This window comes from Bacteroidota bacterium (assembly GCA_023957335.1).
Taxonomy (GTDB): domain Bacteria; phylum Bacteroidota; class Bacteroidia; order NS11-12g; family UBA955; genus JALOAG01.
On record JAMLHC010000003.1, the window covers coordinates 182,895 to 200,412 of the forward strand.

At 37.2% G+C, this 17,518-nt stretch carries 15 protein-coding genes; 6 read left to right on the forward strand and 9 right to left on the reverse strand.

All coding sequences use genetic code 11. The annotated features are described in order from the left end of the window. Genes rplC through rpsL form a run of 5 tightly spaced genes read right to left on the reverse strand, consistent with a single transcriptional unit; the run spans position 1 to position 3,991 of the window. A complete protein-coding gene (gene rplC / locus M9892_06840) occupies positions 1-618 on the reverse strand; it encodes a 50S ribosomal protein L3 (GenBank protein ID MCO5254059.1) in 618 nt (205 codons plus the stop codon). A gap of 19 nt (positions 619-637) precedes the next feature. Next, positions 638-946 carry a 30S ribosomal protein S10 gene (rpsJ, locus tag M9892_06845; GenBank protein ID MCO5254060.1) on the reverse strand — a complete coding sequence of 103 codons (309 nt, stop codon included), beginning with the start codon at positions 944-946 and terminating at the stop codon, positions 638-640. Positions 947-954: 8 nt separating this feature from the next. Continuing rightward, positions 955-3,096: an elongation factor G gene (gene fusA / locus M9892_06850; protein ID MCO5254061.1), complete on the reverse strand. Its 2,142-nt coding sequence runs from the start codon at positions 3,094-3,096 to the stop codon at positions 955-957. A gap of 27 nt (positions 3,097-3,123) precedes the next feature. After that, a complete protein-coding gene (rpsG, locus tag M9892_06855; protein ID MCO5254062.1) occupies positions 3,124-3,594 on the reverse strand; it encodes a 30S ribosomal protein S7 in 471 nt (156 codons plus the stop codon). Between the two features lie 19 nt (positions 3,595-3,613). Then, positions 3,614-3,991 (reverse strand): 30S ribosomal protein S12, encoded by a 378-nt coding sequence (gene rpsL / locus M9892_06860; GenBank protein MCO5254063.1) that lies wholly within the window; start codon positions 3,989-3,991, stop codon positions 3,614-3,616. Between the two features lie 413 nt (positions 3,992-4,404). Between rpsL and M9892_06865 the strand changes: the two genes are divergently transcribed. The 5 genes from M9892_06865 (at position 4,405) to M9892_06885 (ending at position 11,428) form a co-directional block, all read left to right on the forward strand. Then, entirely contained in the window at positions 4,405-6,021 is a 1,617-nt protein-coding gene (locus M9892_06865) for an LTA synthase family protein (GenBank protein MCO5254064.1), read from the forward strand. An 87-nt stretch (positions 6,022-6,108) separates the two neighbouring features. Next, positions 6,109-7,560, forward strand: coding sequence for a GDSL-type esterase/lipase family protein (locus tag M9892_06870; protein ID MCO5254065.1), 1,452 nt, complete (start codon positions 6,109-6,111; stop codon positions 7,558-7,560). Continuing rightward, on the forward strand, positions 7,553-8,815 hold the full coding sequence (locus M9892_06875; protein ID MCO5254066.1) for a GDSL-type esterase/lipase family protein: 1,263 nt from the start codon (positions 7,553-7,555) through the stop codon (positions 8,813-8,815). The genes M9892_06870 and M9892_06875 overlap by 8 nt, the downstream gene beginning before the upstream one ends. Beyond that, entirely contained in the window at positions 8,808-10,478 is a 1,671-nt protein-coding gene (locus M9892_06880; GenBank protein MCO5254067.1) for an MBOAT family protein, read from the forward strand. The genes M9892_06875 and M9892_06880 overlap by 8 nt, the downstream gene beginning before the upstream one ends. 89 nt (positions 10,479-10,567) lie before the next feature. Next, entirely contained in the window at positions 10,568-11,428 is an 861-nt protein-coding gene (locus tag M9892_06885) for a class I SAM-dependent methyltransferase (protein ID MCO5254068.1), read from the forward strand. Between the two features lie 11 nt (positions 11,429-11,439). On the opposite strand, the gene M9892_06890 is transcribed toward M9892_06885, so the two are convergent. Further along, complete coding sequence (locus M9892_06890) at positions 11,440-12,018, reverse strand: thioredoxin family protein (GenBank protein ID MCO5254069.1); 579 nt, start codon at positions 12,016-12,018, stop codon at positions 11,440-11,442. A gap of 55 nt (positions 12,019-12,073) precedes the next feature. Then, positions 12,074-12,814: a hypothetical protein gene (locus M9892_06895; GenBank protein ID MCO5254070.1), complete on the reverse strand. Its 741-nt coding sequence runs from the start codon at positions 12,812-12,814 to the stop codon at positions 12,074-12,076. 153 nt (positions 12,815-12,967) lie between these two features. On the opposite strand from M9892_06895, the gene murG reads away from it, so the two are divergent. Next, positions 12,968-14,053 (forward strand): undecaprenyldiphospho-muramoylpentapeptide beta-N-acetylglucosaminyltransferase, encoded by a 1,086-nt coding sequence (gene murG, locus M9892_06900; GenBank protein MCO5254071.1) that lies wholly within the window; start codon positions 12,968-12,970, stop codon positions 14,051-14,053. Between the two features lie 29 nt (positions 14,054-14,082). On the opposite strand, the gene M9892_06905 is transcribed toward murG, so the two are convergent. Further along, positions 14,083-16,515 (reverse strand): TonB-dependent receptor family protein, encoded by a 2,433-nt coding sequence (locus M9892_06905; GenBank protein MCO5254072.1) that lies wholly within the window; start codon positions 16,513-16,515, stop codon positions 14,083-14,085. Positions 16,516-16,630: 115 nt separating this feature from the next. Next, positions 16,631-17,449 (reverse strand): universal stress protein, encoded by an 819-nt coding sequence (locus M9892_06910; GenBank protein ID MCO5254073.1) that lies wholly within the window; start codon positions 17,447-17,449, stop codon positions 16,631-16,633. Positions 17,450-17,518: the final 69 nt, after the last annotated feature.

Genomic DNA, 17,518 nt, shown 5'->3' on the forward strand with positions numbered 1-17,518 from the left:
TTATTTTTCCAATATTACTGTTGCACCATTAAATCCGGGAACTGCACCTTTCACAAGAATGAGATTCTTCTCAGGATAGATTTTAATAATTTCAAGGTTTGAAATTTTTACTCTTGAGTTACCGGTTCTACCTGCCATTCTCATTCCTTTGAACACTCTTGACGGAGTAGAACAAGCACCGATAGACCCTGGCGCTCTTAATCTGTTGTGTTGTCCGTGAGTGGCTTCTCCAACACCGGCAAATCCGTGTCTTTTTACAACCCCTTGGAATCCTTTTCCTTTGGAGTTAGCAACCACATCTACAAATTCTCCTTCGTTAAAGATAGTAGCATCAATTACTTCGCCCAATTTTCTTTCGATTCTGGGATCACGCACATCCACTGTAACATTCTTGGGTGTGCTGTCCGATGCTTTGAAATGACCTACTTCGGTCTTTTTCCAATGTTTTTCTTTTTTGTCTCCCCAAGCTATTTGAAAAGCGCTAACGCCTTCTTTTTCAATAGTTTTCACTTGGGTTACAACACAAGGTCCAGCTTCAATTACAGTACAAGGGATGTTATTCCCTTCACTGTTGAAGACGCTTGTCATGCCAATTTTTTTTCCAATTAATCTTTGCATAGCTCTGTTTCTCTTTTAACTAAACTTTAATTTCTACATCAACCCCACTTGGTAACTCCAACTTCATAAGAGCTTCAACGGTCTTAGATGATGAAGTATAAATATCAATTAATCTTTTGTAAGAAGATAGCTGAAACTGCTCTCTTGCCTTCTTGTTTACGTGAGGCGAGCGAAGAACAGTAAAAATTTTCTTCTGTGTCGGAAGTGGAATTGGACCACTCACAACAGCTCCTGTAATTTTAACTGATTTAACAATCTTTTCAGCAGACTTGTCAATCAAGTTATGGTCGTGAGACCTTAGTTTTATTCTAATCTTCTGGCTAACCATGTCTTTAATTATGCGTTAGATGTATTTCCTTTAACAGTTTTTAAAATATTTTCAGCAAGGTTGCGTGGAACCTGATCATAATGTGAGAATTCCATGCTTGAACTTGCACGTCCTGATGTTATTGTTCTTAATGATGTAACATATCCGAACATTTCACTGAGTGGAACTTTAGCTTTTACAACTTGTGCTCCGGCTCTCTCATCAATACCCTCTATCATACCTCTTCTACGGTTCAAGTCACCTTGTACATCACCCATGTAATCGGCAGGAGTAAGTACTTCGAGTTTCATGATAGGTTCAAGGATAACAGGTGCCGCATTTTTTGCAGCTTCTCTAAATCCGGCTCTTGCAGCCAATTCAAATGATAATGAATCAGAGTCAACAGCATGGAAAGATCCGTCAAATAAACGTACTTTCATAGTACTGATAGGATATCCGGCTAAACAACCATTTTTCATTGATTCAGCAAATCCCTTCTGAACAGCAGGGATAAATTCTTTTGGAATAGAGCCTCCAACAATTTGGTTTACAAACTGTAATCCTTCTCCTTGGAAATCTGAATCTGCAGGTCCAATTTCGAATTGAATATCTGCGAATTTACCTCTACCACCTGTCTGTTTCTTAAATACTTCTCTATGGGTAAAGTTCTTTGTAATTGCTTCTTTATAAGCTACCTGAGGTGCTCCTTGATTAACTTCAACTTTAAACTCTCTTTTCAAGCGGTCAACAAGAATCTCCAAGTGTAGTTCTCCCATCCCACTTATAACAGTTTGACCTGTGTCTTCATCAGTTTTCACTCTGAAAGTAGGGTCTTCTTCAGCAAGTTTGTATAGTCCTGTTGCTAACTTGTCAACATCACCTTGTGTTTTAGGTTCAATTGCAATACCAATAACGGGTTCTGGGAAAGTAATGGCTTCAAGAATAATCGGATTTTTCTCATCACATAATGTATCACCGGTTTTAATCTCTTTAAAACCAACTGCTGCTCCAATATCTCCTGCATCAATTCCATCAATAGGATTTTGTTTATTTGAATGCATTTGGAAAATACGAGAAATTCTTTCTTTTTTGCCTGAACGAGTGTTCAAAACATAAGAACCTGCGTCCAAGTGACCTGAATACACACGGAAGAAAGCAAGTCTTCCTACATAAGGATCTGTTGCAATCTTAAATGCTAATGCTGAGAATGGCTCATCCACATCTGCTTTACGTGTAACTTCTTTGTCAGTATCAGGATTAACCCCGGTAACTTCTGGCACATCGGTAGGAGCAGGTAAGAATTTAATAACAGCATCTAATAATGTCTGTACACCTTTGTTTTTGAAAGATGAACCACACATTACCGGAACGATCTTCAGAGATAAAGTAGCGGCACGAAGTGCATTATTGATTTCCTCTTCAGTAATAGAATCAGGATTATCAAAAAATTTCTCCATCAACTTATCATCAAATTCAGCAATTGCTTCAATAAGGTGCTCACGATATTCTGCAGCAACTTCTTTTAAGTCTTCTGGAATTTCAATTTCTGTATAGGTAGCGCCAAGTGTAGCTTCGTCCCAAACGATAGCTTCATTTCTAATTAAGTCCACAACCCCTTTAAAGGTTTCTTCTGCTCCAATAGGAATTTGAAGTGGAACCGGTTTAGCACCTAATCTGTCTTTAATTTGTTTGACAACTTTCAAGAAATCTGCACCTGAACGGTCCATCTTGTTAACAAAACCAATTCTGGGAACATGATATTTATTCATCTGTCTCCATACGGTTTCTGATTGAGGTTCAACACCACCGACAGAACAAAATAAAGCAATAGCACCATCTAATACACGTAATGACCTTTCAACTTCAACAGTAAAGTCAACGTGTCCGGGCGTATCAATTACATTAATTTGATAAGTATTAGATTCGGGAACTTTCTTACCATCTTTAGTTGGAAAATTCCAAAAGGTAGTAGTAGCCGCAGAAGTAATAGTAATACCTCGTTCTTGCTCTTGCTCCATCCAATCCATTGTAGCGGCTCCATCGTGAACTTCTCCAATTTTATGGGTTTTTCCTGTGTAAAACAAGATGCGTTCGGACGTGGTAGTTTTACCCGCATCAATGTGAGCAGATATTCCAATATTTCTTACAAAACTTAAATCCTTCTTTGCCATTTTAATTTTTAATCACTCAATAATATATTATGCTTTAAAATGTGCAAAAGCTTTGTTAGCTTCAGCCATTCTATGTGTATCGTCTTTCTTTTTAACTGATGCTCCTTCACCTTTAGCTGCTGCAATAATTTCAGAAGCTAATTTTTCAGCCATTGATTTCTCATTTCTTTTTCTAGCGTATCCAATCATCCATTTCATTCCCATTGCAATTCTTCTGTCAGGATGAATTTCAATTGGAATTTGAAAGGTTGCACCACCCACTCTTCTTGACTTTACTTCAACTGTGGGAGTTACATTATTCAAAGCCTTTTTCCATGTTTCCAAAGCAGGCTCTTCGGTTACTTTCTTTTCTACAATAGCAAGGGCATCATAAAAAGTGGCTTGCGATACACTTTTCTTGCCTGAATACATCATATTGTTTACAAATCGTGTTACCAAAGTATCATTGAACTTTGGGTCGGGTAACAATATTCTCTTTTTTGCTTTTATTTTTCTCATGCTCTGTTCTTTCTATTTATCAAGATTTCTTAGGTCTTTTAGCACCATATTTTGATCTTCTTTGCATTCTTCCGTTCACTCCGGCAGTATCCAAAGCTCCACGAACGATGTGATATCGAACTCCCGGAAGGTCTTTTACCCTACCACCTCTAACTAAAACAATAGAGTGTTCTTGCAAGTTGTGTCCTTCACCGGGGATATAGGCGTTCACCTCTTTTCCATTGGTTAATCTAACCCTTGCAACTTTTCTCATTGCAGAGTTTGGTTTCTTGGGCGTGGTTGTATATACACGTGTACATACTCCCCTGCGCTGTGGACAAGAATCAAGTGCAGGAGACTTGCTCTTTGTTGTCAATGTCTCTCTACCCTTTCTAACTAATTGTTGTATAGTTGGCATATTTCAATATTTTCCAGTTGTCTAAAAAAGGACGGCAAAGGTAAGAATCTTATTTTTCTAAACAAATGGTTTGTGCAAAATTATTTTAATGTTTTTTTGAGAATCTTTTTAGGTGCAACTTTGCTGCCTCAAAACGAAGTATGAAACAACGTATTTTTATTGCTAAATCTTTGACAAACAGCTTGTTAATTGCTTTCATTCTTCTTTTGTTTAGTAGAGTTATTTTCTTTGCATTTAACTATCATTCATTTGCACAATTTTCCATTACAGCTCTGTTCCAATCATTTTTTTTCGGCATTTTATTCGATAGTGTATTCCTTTTTTATACACTTTCTCCTTTCATTCTTTTCTATCTTTTACCCTTCCGATTTAAATCAAAAAAGGGGTGGTATCTAGTTGTCAAAAGTTACTTTTTGATTATCCTTAGCCTGGGTATTTTACTAAATCTGATAGACTCTATTTATTTTCGTTTCTCCCAAAAAAGAACCGGTACTGAAATATATTATATGATAACTGACAAGGCAAATCCTTTAGGAAGTTATTTAATTGATTATTGGTATCTGCTTATTATTCTCTCCTTATTTATATATATAGCAAATCGTTTTTACCCAAAAATAGAAATTCTCAGTTTGGATAAATTTACCCTGCGCGACATACCTACTGTGTTTGTTGTGATTGTGATTAGCATTTTGGGTATGCGTGGAAGTTTAGGACTGAAACCATTGAGAAGTGTGGATGCATCTAAATATACCGAGTCCGGCTTGGAAGCATTGACACTCAATACTCCTTTCCAGATTATCAGCTCTATTGAATCTAAAAAACCACAAAACCCTTTTGGACCAGTTGTATTCAGCAGTGATTTTGACAGCATTCAATCCAAGTTTTATGGGAATCGCCCGGTTGTTAAGGAAAAAAAGAATATTGTTCTCATCATTCTGGAAAGTTTTGGGCGTAATCATATCGGATTTCTCACCGAAGATGAGAGTCAAAAAATTTCTGCTACTCCTTTTATAGATAGCTTCTCTAAATCCTGTTTGGTTTTCCCTAATTGTTATGCAAACGGAAGAAAATCCATTGATGCGGTACCTGCCTTATTTGTATCCTTACCTTCTTTACTTGACCAGCCTTTTATCTATTCATGGTATCAGGCAAATACAATCCGAGGGATTCAATACTATTTAGCCAAAGAGGGATATAATTCCTCATTCTATCATGGAGCTGCCAACGGAACTATGGGGTTTGAAAGTTTTTTGAAAAAAGCTGGCCCTATTGACTATTTTGGCTTGAATGAATTCAAGGGTGACAGAAGCAAAGAGTATGATGGCAACTGGGGTATTTACGACCATTTTTATTTGCACTATTTTAACCAAGAACTCGAGCACAAAAAACAGCCATACTTTAGTACTGTGTTTACATTATCCTCACATCCACCTTACAAAATACCGAAAGACATTGAAAACAAGTTGCCGAATATTTCAGACCCCGCCCTCAAGAGTATTGCCTATACTGATTATTCACTAAAATTATTTTTTGAAGAGCGCACCAAATCTCCTGACAACAACAATACAATCTATATATTAATAGGAGACCATACCGCTAATGCTAACAATGATTACTTTTTTTCTTCCAAAGGGCAAATGGAGTTATTTTGTATGGTTTATGATCCTACGGGACAAATAAAACCCGGAATTAATAACAAAGTTGTGCAACAATTAGACATCATGCCAAGCATCCTTAATCTAAGCAATTTCCAAGATAGTTTCTTTTCTTTGGGCAATAGCTTCTTTGATACCACAACAGTAGGAAGGGCTTTTTTTGACATTTATGGCTCTTATCAAATTGTCCAAGATGAACATATTTTCAGTGAGAATGCTTTAGGCGAAAAGAAGTTCTATTACTACCCAAAACAATATTATAAACTACCTATCCCATTCAGCGAAAACCAGCAATTAGAAAGAGAAATGAAAAATGAACTTGAGCAACTGATTGAACTATTTTACAAAAGACTTGACCAAAACAGATTTTATTAAGTTCGACTTCAACACCTACTAATATACTACACTCTGTTTATTACTTTATTTCACTAAGAATATCTTTCACTTATTTTCGCAGCCTTAATGATTACTCCTGCTAAGGTCTTAGGTTTTATTATTGCCTCATATTTGTCGATTTTGACTTTGTCTGTAGCACTGGATTACACTATCAAAGGCAATTCAACCATAAAATATTTCACTATCTCTCATATTATTGGATTTGAGAAGTTCAAATCCGAAAGATTAGAATCATTAGATAAACAAAAGCTTGCCAGCGAAAAGGAGGAATATGAGCATGAACTTCTTGCCTCCATGAAGACATTGGCGGACTCCGTAAATGTAGCACAAAAAATTGCCGATTTGGATTCTACTCGATTCTGGTTACCCAATAATAATCGAGCCTTTTGGGATGAGTTGTTTGCTCAATGGGAGTATCTTAGAACGTCTAAAACTCTTTTTAGGATTTTACATTATGGAGATTCCCAAATTGAAATGGACAGAATCACTGCCTATATTCGCGAGAAACTGCAACATCAATTTGGCGGAGGCGGTCCCGGTCTGTTGCCCGCATTGCAATTAGTCCCTTCATACACCATACAACAAAGCAGTTCTGACAACTGGAAAAGAAGGGTATCTTTTGGGATTGAAGATGACAGAGCTTCTCACGGACACTACGGTGTAGCCGGCACATTATGCAATTTCGATTCTGCATTTGCAACTGTCAGTATCCGCCCGCGCAATCGCAAGGTATTCTATAATCTTCAAAAATTTGAAACGGCTAAAATACTGGTGGGCAGGTTATCTACACCACTTAACGTAAGTATTTCTTACCCTCGCGGAACCAATACCCAAACGGTACACCCAAAGAATACAGAACAAATGATTCGGTGGAATTTTGATACTGCACAAGCCTATTTTAACTTTAGTTTCAGAGGAGATACCACTGCTGATATACTGGGAATTGCCATTGACCCAAAATGGGGAATTGTGTTAGATAATATTCCTTGGCGTGGCTCTTCCGGGCTTACTTTTACTTCCATCAGTAAGTCTTCTCTCAAGAAAACATATCAGTTTCTGAATGTAAAAATGGTGATTATGCAGTTTGGAGGCAATAGTGTTCCATACTTAAAGAATGCAACTATGATAGAGAACTTCGTTCAGCGCTTTGGCAGACAAATCGAACATATCAAAGCGATTGACCCAAGCATTCGAATTCTCATCATTGGTCCTTCGGATATGTCAGTCAACGAAAATGGTCAGATGGTTACCTATCCTCTTTTAGAAACCCTGATTACCAGAATGCGAGAAGTGAGTAATGAAAAAGGGGCTGCTTATTGGAGTCTTTATCACGCTATGGGTGGAAAGAACAGCATGCCAAAATGGGTAAAAGCCCAACCTCCGCTTGGAGCACCGGATTACATCCATTTTTCACAGCAAGGTGCAAATGAAATTGCTGTATTACTTAAAAATGCAATTTGGCGAGAATACGATATCTATCAGAAGAAAAAGAGATTAGAAACGAACCCAAGTGAATAGGTTATTATTGTGCATAGTACTTTTAGTTTCTGTTGGCAAATCACGCGGGCAGGATTTCATCTCATTTGAAAACACGTACTCTTTTATTCAATACGACATAAACAAAATTGATTTACCGGGTGACAGTCTTGATTTTATGTTGTTTATGCAAAAGTTTGACAAACTTGTGAGTTCCGGACATGGCAATCTGAATATTGTACATTTCGGGGGTTCGCATGTCCAAGCAGATATGTGGACACGTAAAATCAGACAAAATTTCGACCGATTTCTCAACCAGCAAGTAACAAGCAGAGGAAGTATTTTCCCCTATAAAGCAGTTAAAACCAATGGTTCACTTCAATTCGATGTAGAATACAATAAGACATGGAACGGGTTGCGTAATGTAATGCTGAACGGCAGTGGTGCAAAAATGGGTTTGATGGGTTGGAGAGCTACAGCCAGAGACAGCGGACAATATATTAAGATAGTGCTGAAAAATGATGATTACAGCCGCTTTTACTTTGATGAACTTCGTGTTTTTTATGATACCGGAGTCAACTACTTTGCTTTCAGTATTGAGGTGGACACTATGTTGTATATGTCAGATTTTGACACCCTTTGTAATTGTGCAAAGTTCACATTTGACAAACCTGCCAATAGTTTTATTCTAACGGTACACAAATTGGATTCGCTGCAAAACGAATTCAATCTTTATGGCATCCAAACGCAACTACACGGACCGGGATTAACTTATCATTCGGTGGGAATCAACGGGGCTTCTGTTCCTTCATACCTGAATTGCCCTGATTTAGAACAACAACTTGCTTTGCTGCATCCTGATTTGATTATTTTTTCGATTGGAATTAATGATGCCTTTGGCAAAAACTTTACTCGCGAAGGGTTTGAGAGAGATTATACTGAACTTATACGCAGAATCAAGACCACTTGCCCCAATACTGCCATCTTGTTCACCACCAACACCGACAGCTATAAGACAGTCAGAAGAAGAACATACAAAAACTACAATGGAAATGATGTGAGGGCGGCCATGTATAATTTAGCAAAGAAAAATGGGGCTGCTGTGTGGGATTTGTATTCTGTGATGGGAGGATTAGGTTCGATAGCAGCATGGCGAAAGCACGGGATGGCTCAACGAGATTTAATCCACCTTACAAACACAGGATACACCTACCTTGGCGACCTTTTCTTTGAAGCGTTTTTAAAAAAATACGACAGTTTTCTGATAACACCTTTCGCAAACTTTTCTTATGAATGAAATTTATAAAGAATATATCATCAAACTGCTGACTTACTCTCCAGCTAACCCACTCATTTTCACGGGTGTGTATTTTTGGGGATTTTTTGCAGTTGTCTTTGGTATTTTTTCTATCATTCACAAACGTATTACGCTTCGTAATCTCTTTCTATTTGTAGCAAGTATTTTCTTCTATTACAAAACCAGCGGATTGTATTTTACACTCCTATTGCTCACTATTTTTTACGATTATTTCATAGGACACAGCATTTATAAATCCCAAAATTCCTTAGTCCGAAAACTTTGGCTTACGCTCAGTATAGTGCTTAATCTATCTATCCTTGCCTATTTTAAATATGCATACTTTTTTACCGATTCCTATAATGCCATTTTCGGAACTGATTACAAAGTGTTGAATTACTTTGCCATGTTCAAGCACACCTTAACCGGCTCAGGTTCAATAGTTGACAAAATCTTACTACCAATCGGAATTTCTTTTTACACCTTTCAATCTATAAGCTATACCGTTGATATCTATCAAAAGAAGTTAAAACCACTAAACAACATTCTGGACTATGGATTTTTTGTTTCCTTCTTTCCACCGCTGGTTTCAGGTCCAATTTCCAGAGCTTCGGAGTTTATTCCTCAGATGTTAAGCAAATACCATATTACAGGCTATCAATTCGGATTTGCGGTATTTATGATTTTGCAGGGATTGCTTAAAAAAATGGTCTTTGGTGACTATATGGCATTTCACTTTATTGATAAAATATATGCTGCTCCCGAGACCTATCCGGGTTTTGCAAACCTGATGGCTGCTTTGTGCTATTCATTGCAGGTTTACTTGGATTTTTCGGGTTATACAGATATTGCCATCGGTGTGGCTTTGCTCATGGGATTCAGGTTTATGACAAACTTCAACTCTCCTTACAAAGCCCTAAATGTGGCTGATTTCTGGAGACGCTGGCACATCAGCCTTTCCACTTGGCTCAGAGATTATCTTTATATCCCATTGGGAGGAAACAGAAAGGGTACTTGGGCTTCTCATTTAATCATTGCCTTCATAGCATGTATCTTGGTTTTACTTATTGGGGACTACAATTATTTTTGGATTTTTGGCGCAATTGCTTTGCTATTTATCATACTAAGCAAAATCTTTCCTGCATTTAAAAAACAAGTGGACTTAAATATTAACTTAATGATAACCATGCTGCTTGGCGGTCTTTGGCACGGTTCTACTTGGAATTTTATTATTTGGGGCGGAATCAATGGATTAGGGTTGGTTGTCTATAAACTATGGAAAAAAATCAGCCCTTATGAGAAGCTTAAAGGGTGGTATATACGTGCTTTTAAAATTGCACTGACTTTTGCTTTTGTCAGCTATACAAGAATTTGGTTTAGAGCACCCAACAAAGAAATCGCAGACACAGTTCGTTCTAAAATTTTCTCTGACATGGACTGGTCTTTGGCAGAGGCAGTGTTGATGGGGTATTGGAAAGTCTTTGTACTATTTTTGTTGGGAATGATAGTACACTGGCTGCCACGTTCACTCAAACTCAAATACAGATTTGCATTTATCAAATCTCCCGTACCTGTCAAATTGCTTGCGGTTGTACTTACTATGTTTCTAATCTGGCAAACAGTTACAGCCGGATTTATGCCTTTTATTTATTTTCAGTTTTAAGTTTGCTAAATAGAAACAAAAATTGTGTGGCTTGAAAAATTTATTGCTTTGAAACTTTATCACTATCAATAAAAATCCATATTTGCTTCATGATAGATAAAATCAAATCAGTTGCAAAATTTATTTCTCCAAAATTTCAAACGCTACATCTGGATTATAAGGTCAAACCCCAACCCAGATATGGGCACGGAAATCCTCCGCATGCACTATTATTTGATTTAATCAATCAAAACCGAGCAATTTATAAAGCAAACTTGGAGTATTTTTTGACACTCGCCCAACACATTCACCAAATTCAAGACACACAAACAGAACAAAACGAGAACAATCCTTCTTGGAACAATGGGTTCTTGCCGGGTCTTGACATCGTGAGTATATATGGCATGATTGCTAAGTACAAACCTAAAAAATACATTGAAATAGGTTCAGGTAACTCAACAAAAGTGGCGCGAAAATCTGTTTCCGAAAATAAAACAAGCTCTGAAATCATTTCTATTGACCCTTTTCCCAGAGCCAATATTGATCATTTGGCAGACAAGGTTATCAGGACACCTTTCGAAAATCTTACCGATAACAAATTTATCATTGAATCGTTGGGTGAAAATGATATTTTATTTATTGACAACTCGCACCGCCTTTTTCCAAATTCAGACGTAATGGTCTGCTTTATGGAATTACTCCCTTTTATGAAAAAGGGAGTAATTGTGCATATACACGACATCTATCTGCCTTATGATTATCCGCAGTTTATGTGTAACAGATTTTACAACGAGCAATATATGCTCGCCATGTTAATTCTGGCTAATCCAAACAGATATAGCCCCATTTTGCCCAATTATTTTATAAGCCAAGACCCTGAATTGTCGCAAAGTATTGCGCCAATATGGAACCATCCCAATCTAATTAATGTAGAAAGGCACGGAGATTCCTGTTGGTTACAAATAAATTAAGGAGTCAAATATTATTTGCTGGGGGTTGAGGGGCTTAAATTACCCAACAGTTGCACAAATTCATTTTGCAAAGCTTGTCCCTTGTCTTGATTATACCATTGCTGCAAAGCAAGTTTAGTTGAATCAAGGTCTGTACCTTTATTTTTCAAATCAAGAAAGAAATCTTGCGCCAATTTTGGTCGAGGTCCCCATCTGAAAATATCTTTATTGTTTTCATCTCTTACAACCAGAATCGGAATGGCTTTGCTTCCATTTGTCAAATAATCGTTGATTGTAAATGGTGCAGAATCTCTGAGCTCATACTCTATGTTAATTAATGGATTAAGCGAAGCAATCATGTGAAAGAACGGAACAATGTGGGCAGCATCACCACACCAAGGTTCAGTAATTACAATCCAGTTCAGAGGGCGATTAATTTTTGAAACTGTTTCTTTGAGTGCGGGATTAATTTCTCCACTCTTAAGCCATCTGTTGAGCCTTGACCAGTTTAGTTTTGTGTACTCCACAAACGCAGGGTCGTCATACGGTGCTGATGGATTGGGGTTTTCTAAAATTTGGGTAAATTGATTAAGATAAGTTTGAAAGTTCATAAACGATAAATATTAAATAAATGATGGTGCAAATTTAGGCAATTAATAGAAGAGATTATTTAACCTCTACTCTAAAGTATTTCTTAAACTCGCCATTCACCCATATTTCGGCTACAATATAACCTTGCGGTATTTCCGAGTCAAAGTTTAAAGGAAAATCAACATAATTAAAGTCTCCCGTAATTGTATATTTAGAAACTGACAAAAAAAGCGGCTCATCACCTGCCATTTCAAAAAAGAAGACTGCTTCTAATTGACTACTGTCCTGAACTACATAACGGTCAAAGAAAACACGCAAAAAAGCATGTTTATCCTGTTTATTCCATTGAGTGACAGCTACCTTTTCGTCTCCGTCCGATTTCAAAAATTGTCCTGACAACACAGGCTCTGCCAAAACTTTAAAAGAGTATCGTTCTTGAAATTTTCCATTCAAATACACATTTGTGTAATAAAAACCCACCGGGAAAGCAATACTATTGCGCGAATATGAAACTGCAAATTTTCTTTGCACATTCTTAATACCTAACGCCATAGAATCAATACGTTGTGGTTGCGAACCTTCAAATCCATCCAAGTACCATGCAACAGTTAGTGTGTTCAAAGTATCAACATTCGAAAGTGTTAATTGTAACAAAAATGTGGAATCCCCACTCAAATAATCTTTTGTTTGTTCCAACCCAAAGGCTGTCTTTCTATAAAATTCACCATTCACTATTTTAGTATTATTCTGAGCAACCGTATGGATTTCAGTAATCAAAAGAAAACTTAATAAAATTGAATATTTAATATGATTCATGAGCTTAGGCAAAAGTAAAATTTGCCGGCTTTTAAATTCATATTCCATGCTTAAACACAAAAAATAACAGATAGACAACTAGCATGTGGGCAATTTATGATTCATCAACATTATTGCATTATTACATTTGTCGCACAATTCACAGACTTTTCTATGCCATACAAATTCATTATCTCAGGCGGAGGGACAGGCGGACACATTTTCCCTGCCATTGCTATTGCAAACGAACTCAAAGCAAGATATCCAGACGCTGAGTTCTTATTTGTAGGTGCACAAGACCGCATGGAAATGACAAAAGTGCCCGAAGCCGGATATAAGATTGAAGGGCTTTGGATTAGTGGTATTCAAAGAAAACTAACCTTAAAAAATCTGGTAGTACCTTTCAAACTCATTCACAGCCTCTATAAAGCAGGACAAATTGTGCGCAAATTCAAACCTAATGCGGTTATTGGAGTAGGTGGATATGCAAGCGCAGCTGTACTTTTTGCAGCATCGAAGAGAGGAATACCATGTCTGATACAAGAACAAAACTCCTTTGCCGGTGTTACCAATAAATGGCTAAGCAGAAGGGTGCAAAAAATTTGTGTGGCTTATGAAGGCATGGAAAAATTCTTTCCAAAAGAAAAGATAATCAAAACCGGAAATCCTGTGCGCAACAACCTGTTCAATTGTAATATTACCAAAGAAGATGCTCTCAAAAGTTATGGATTGAATCCTGACAAAAAAACAGTATTGATTACAGGTGGCAGTTTGGGTGCCAGAACACTCAACGAAGCAATCAAAAAAAGTTTGTATGCAATTACACAGGCTGATATTCAGTTGATTTGGCAGACCGGTTCATTCTATTTTAATGAATATAAAAACCTTGAACAAGAAGGGGTAAAAATTTTAGAGTTTATCAAAGACATGAACACCGCCTATCAAGCAGCAGACCTTGTAGTATGCAGAGCCGGAGCACTCACAATAGCTGAAATTTGCGTGCTTGGAAAACCTTCTATACTTATCCCCTCTCCACACGTTACCGAAGACCATCAAACACATAACGCTTTGCAATTATCAAACAATAGTGCAGCCTTATTAATCAAAGATGCAGAAGCAATAGAAGCGCTCGGTTTACAAATTATTTCAACGGTAACAAACAGTCGGCTGCTCGACTCTTTGTCCACCCATTCAAAGTCTATGGGAATTCCTGATGCAACAAGCAAAATTGCAAATGAAATTGAATCTATTATGCACTGAAAGCGTACTTAATGAGGTGTACACGGAGCTTAGAAATCCATATCATCACCACCGCCATCATCCATTCTTCGTTTGGTCTTTTTACTTTCAAAATCGTTCTTAAGTGTGCCAAATTTATAGGTAAAATTGACTGTCAAAACTCTGGATTGCCATTTCCATGTAGATTCGCTCTCAAAATTAGAACCATTGCTTATTATTGAAAATTGGCGTGTATTAAACACATCCGTAAAATTAACCGCAATCGTCCCACGCTTTTTCATTATATCCATCTTAAATCCTAAATCTAAGTTGTGCATGGGTTTCATGGTACCCTGAACTGTGGTAACCTTGCCCCTGAAAAAATAGGATGCTTGTACATCAATATTCTTATTAATTTTATATGTCGTAAGCAGTTTACTAAACCAAGAATAGTTGATGGCAGACGCAGCAGAATTCATCAAATTGCCTGAAACTTGATTTCTGAATAGATTCAAATTTAAGGTTGCACTAAAATCCTTGATTTTCTTTCTCACAATTCCTTCTAAACCAATATTTCTGGACACATCCAAATTGGTTGTAGTCATTGTGGCAACGCCACGATCATCCACCATCCTAAAACGTTGAAACACATCGTTAACTTGCCTGTAATAAGCAGTACCTGAAATAAAATCTCCCTTCTTTGTTATAAAATACGTAGCTTCATAGGCATCAATGAGCTCGGGGTTCAAGTAGGGATTTCCCTTGCGTAGATTATAAGGGTCAGATTGCTCTGCAAATGGATTTAGTGCGTGAATCCATGGTCGGTTAATTCTTCTGCTGTAACTGAGCTGAAAATCCTGACCTTTTGTTATCTCTTTTGTTAAAAACAAAGAAGGAAATAAATTAATATATTTCCTTGCAAAAGTTAGATTGCCAACCTTTTGATCTCCGTTGATAATCGATTGTTCTGCCCTCACTCCGGCTTTGACCTTAAACCATGTAAATTCCTGAGAATAGTTGACATAAGCCGCATTGATGATTTCAGAGTAAATAAAATTATTTGTTAAACTCCTATCAACATCATAGGTTTCTGCATTATAATTCAAGGTGTCAGCATAGAAATCATTGTCAATTTTTCGCATCGAAAATTTCAGCCCGGACTCAAACATTTTCTTATCCCCAATAGGACGTGTATAATCAAGTTGTGCTAAAGGAAGTATGTTTGCTGTATTGGTTTTTGTATTTTGAAATTGTCTGTAAATTCCGTTTTCGTCTTGTCGGTATTGTGAATTATTTTTATTCGCGGAACCGGACATATTTGCAAGGAAAAGGAGTGTATGTTTTTTAGCTTTATCAAAACTATGATTAATTGAGAAGCCTATTTCTCCATTTCTGCTGTTACTCAAATCACTGCCCAATCGAGAATATGCATACAAAGGTGCCAAAGCCTTGTCTTCAAAAGAATAATTAACCGTCTCGGGATTTTTTCTTGCACTAATACTTCCAAGCCAGCTAAAGGACAATGTAGTTCTTTTGTTGATATCATAATCAATGTTTCCATTCCATGTATTACTCAAATCTCCTCTGGTTGAAGAGTTATTTTGCATTAAATAATAAGTAGTATCAAGCAACAAATTCAATCTTTCGGAATTACCGGTAGAAATACTGGTGTTATTTCTGTATCCGTATGTGGTACTAAGTTTAATCTTATTTTTTCCATAAGAGAAAGTAGCCGAGCCATTATACCTGTTAAAAGTACCATAGCCTCCGGTAACACTTGCATTCCAACCTTTGGAATCAGAGGATTTCAAAATAATATTGATGATACCCGAGGTTCCTTCTGCATCATATTTTGCCGATGGATTATTAATAAGCTCTACACGTTCAATATTGGCAGCAGGTATTTGCTGTAAAATAGCTTGTTTGTCTGCACCTCCAAAACTAGTGGGTTTGCCATTAATATATATCTGCACATCGGATGAGCCACGCAAAGATATTGTGCCGTTCATATCCACATCAATTGTAGGGATTTGGTTCAACACATCCACTGCTGTTCCACCGGTTGTCATAGGGTTATTTTGCACATCAAAAACCTTTTTGTCAACTTCCAGTTTCATTGTTTCTTTCTCACCCTCAATCTTAGCTCCTTCAAGAACCTGTGCATCCGACTTCAACGTAATTTTACCCAAATTTACTGTTGTATCTGTAGAGGTGATTATCAAGTTATCTTTTACATACGTTTTATAGCCGGTAAAGGAGATAGAAATTTTGTAAGTGCCTGGTTGCAACTGCAAAACAAAAAATCCATTCAAATCGGACACTACACCCGTAAAGTCACCTGAACCGTGCTGATTGGCACTAACTGTCGCATAGGGTAGCTCAATACCTGTCTGCATATCCCAGATATAGCCTTGAACCTTGACAGTCTGGGCTGTTGAAAATAAAGATGACAGTATTAAGAAAAAGAAAAGAGTTGCAAATTTTAACCTTTGATTCGTATTCATTTGTAATTGAGCGGCAAAAATATAAAAGGGCAAGGCAAAAGCTTTGCCCTATAATATCAATACATCAATTAAAAGGGTAAATACGTAATTTCTTCTACAAGAACCTTGTTACTTTCTACGAAGCAAACACGGCTCCTTCAAGAGTTAGCGAACGTGCATGCACAGACAAAACAGGTATGGAAGAATGATGCACAAGTTGCTGTGCATAGGTTCCCATGAAGAAACTATTGGTTGTTTCAGTTTCTGTCATGATTGAAATTAAATCTACGCCATTTTCTTTTGCAAATTCAACACAAGCATCGGCAACATTCTGCCCAAATTTTTCTGCATAGGTACTAGAAACTCTGTGTTTGTCCAAATAATCTTTGGCTTGTTTTGCATACATTCTAAGTTTCTGAATTGTAGTTTCGTCTTTTCTTGCACTCACGCAAAAAATCACAACTTCTGCATCAAATCCTCTTGCCAACTGTGTAACCATCGGGATTTTTTGACGGGTTTGGTCGGTATCGTTGAGTGGGAGTAAGATTTTTTGAAAAGTATCCGGATAAGGGAACTCTTGCATAGTCAACACCGGACATTGGGATGAGCTCACCACACGAAAGGCGTTAGTTCCAATCCAACTTTCCTGAAAACCTTTGGCACCGTGGGTGCCCATCATGATTAAATCAGCTCCGATTTCTCTTTCAAGGGCTGTAATTTCTTTGTATATCCTGCCCTTTCTCTGAACAAAATTCATTCTTACTCCGCTGTTTTGGTATTTGTCAACTGTCACTTCTTTAACTTTTTCTGCCATTGCTGCGGCAGTTGAATCTGTTACTACAAATACAACGGTAATTTCAGCATCAAAAATCTTGGCTGTTAAAACTGCTTTTTTTAGTGCAATCTCTGATGAAGGTGAACCTTCGTAGGGGACTAGTATTTTTTTAATTTCCATAAGCTATAAAGTTTAGTTAAATTTGATATGTCAAAAGTAAACAACAAATATTTATCCTCCAAATATTTG

Excerpts from the sequence above, each read along its gene's own strand:
- rplC (MCO5254059.1), bottom strand. The coding sequence starts at position 618 with ATGCAAAGATTAATTGGAAAAAAAATTGGCATGACAAGCGTCTTCAAC.
- rpsJ (MCO5254060.1), bottom strand. The coding sequence starts at position 946 with ATGGTTAGCCAGAAGATTAGAATAAAACTAAGGTCTCACGACCATAAC.
- fusA (MCO5254061.1), bottom strand. The coding sequence starts at position 3,096 with ATGGCAAAGAAGGATTTAAGTTTTGTAAGAAATATTGGAATATCTGCT.
- rpsG (MCO5254062.1), bottom strand. The coding sequence starts at position 3,594 with ATGAGAAAAATAAAAGCAAAAAAGAGAATATTGTTACCCGACCCAAAG.
- rpsL (MCO5254063.1), bottom strand. The coding sequence starts at position 3,991 with ATGCCAACTATACAACAATTAGTTAGAAAGGGTAGAGAGACATTGACA.
- M9892_06870 (MCO5254065.1), top strand. The coding sequence starts at position 6,109 with ATGATTACTCCTGCTAAGGTCTTAGGTTTTATTATTGCCTCATATTTG.
- M9892_06880 (MCO5254067.1), top strand. The coding sequence starts at position 8,808 with ATGAATGAAATTTATAAAGAATATATCATCAAACTGCTGACTTACTCT.
- M9892_06885 (MCO5254068.1), top strand. The coding sequence starts at position 10,568 with ATGATAGATAAAATCAAATCAGTTGCAAAATTTATTTCTCCAAAATTT.
- M9892_06890 (MCO5254069.1), bottom strand. The coding sequence starts at position 12,018 with ATGAACTTTCAAACTTATCTTAATCAATTTACCCAAATTTTAGAAAAC.
- M9892_06895 (MCO5254070.1), bottom strand. The coding sequence starts at position 12,814 with ATGAATCATATTAAATATTCAATTTTATTAAGTTTTCTTTTGATTACT.
- murG (MCO5254071.1), top strand. The coding sequence starts at position 12,968 with ATGCCATACAAATTCATTATCTCAGGCGGAGGGACAGGCGGACACATT.
- M9892_06905 (MCO5254072.1), bottom strand. The coding sequence starts at position 16,515 with ATGAATACGAATCAAAGGTTAAAATTTGCAACTCTTTTCTTTTTCTTA.
- M9892_06910 (MCO5254073.1), bottom strand. The coding sequence starts at position 17,449 with ATGGAAATTAAAAAAATACTAGTCCCCTACGAAGGTTCACCTTCATCA.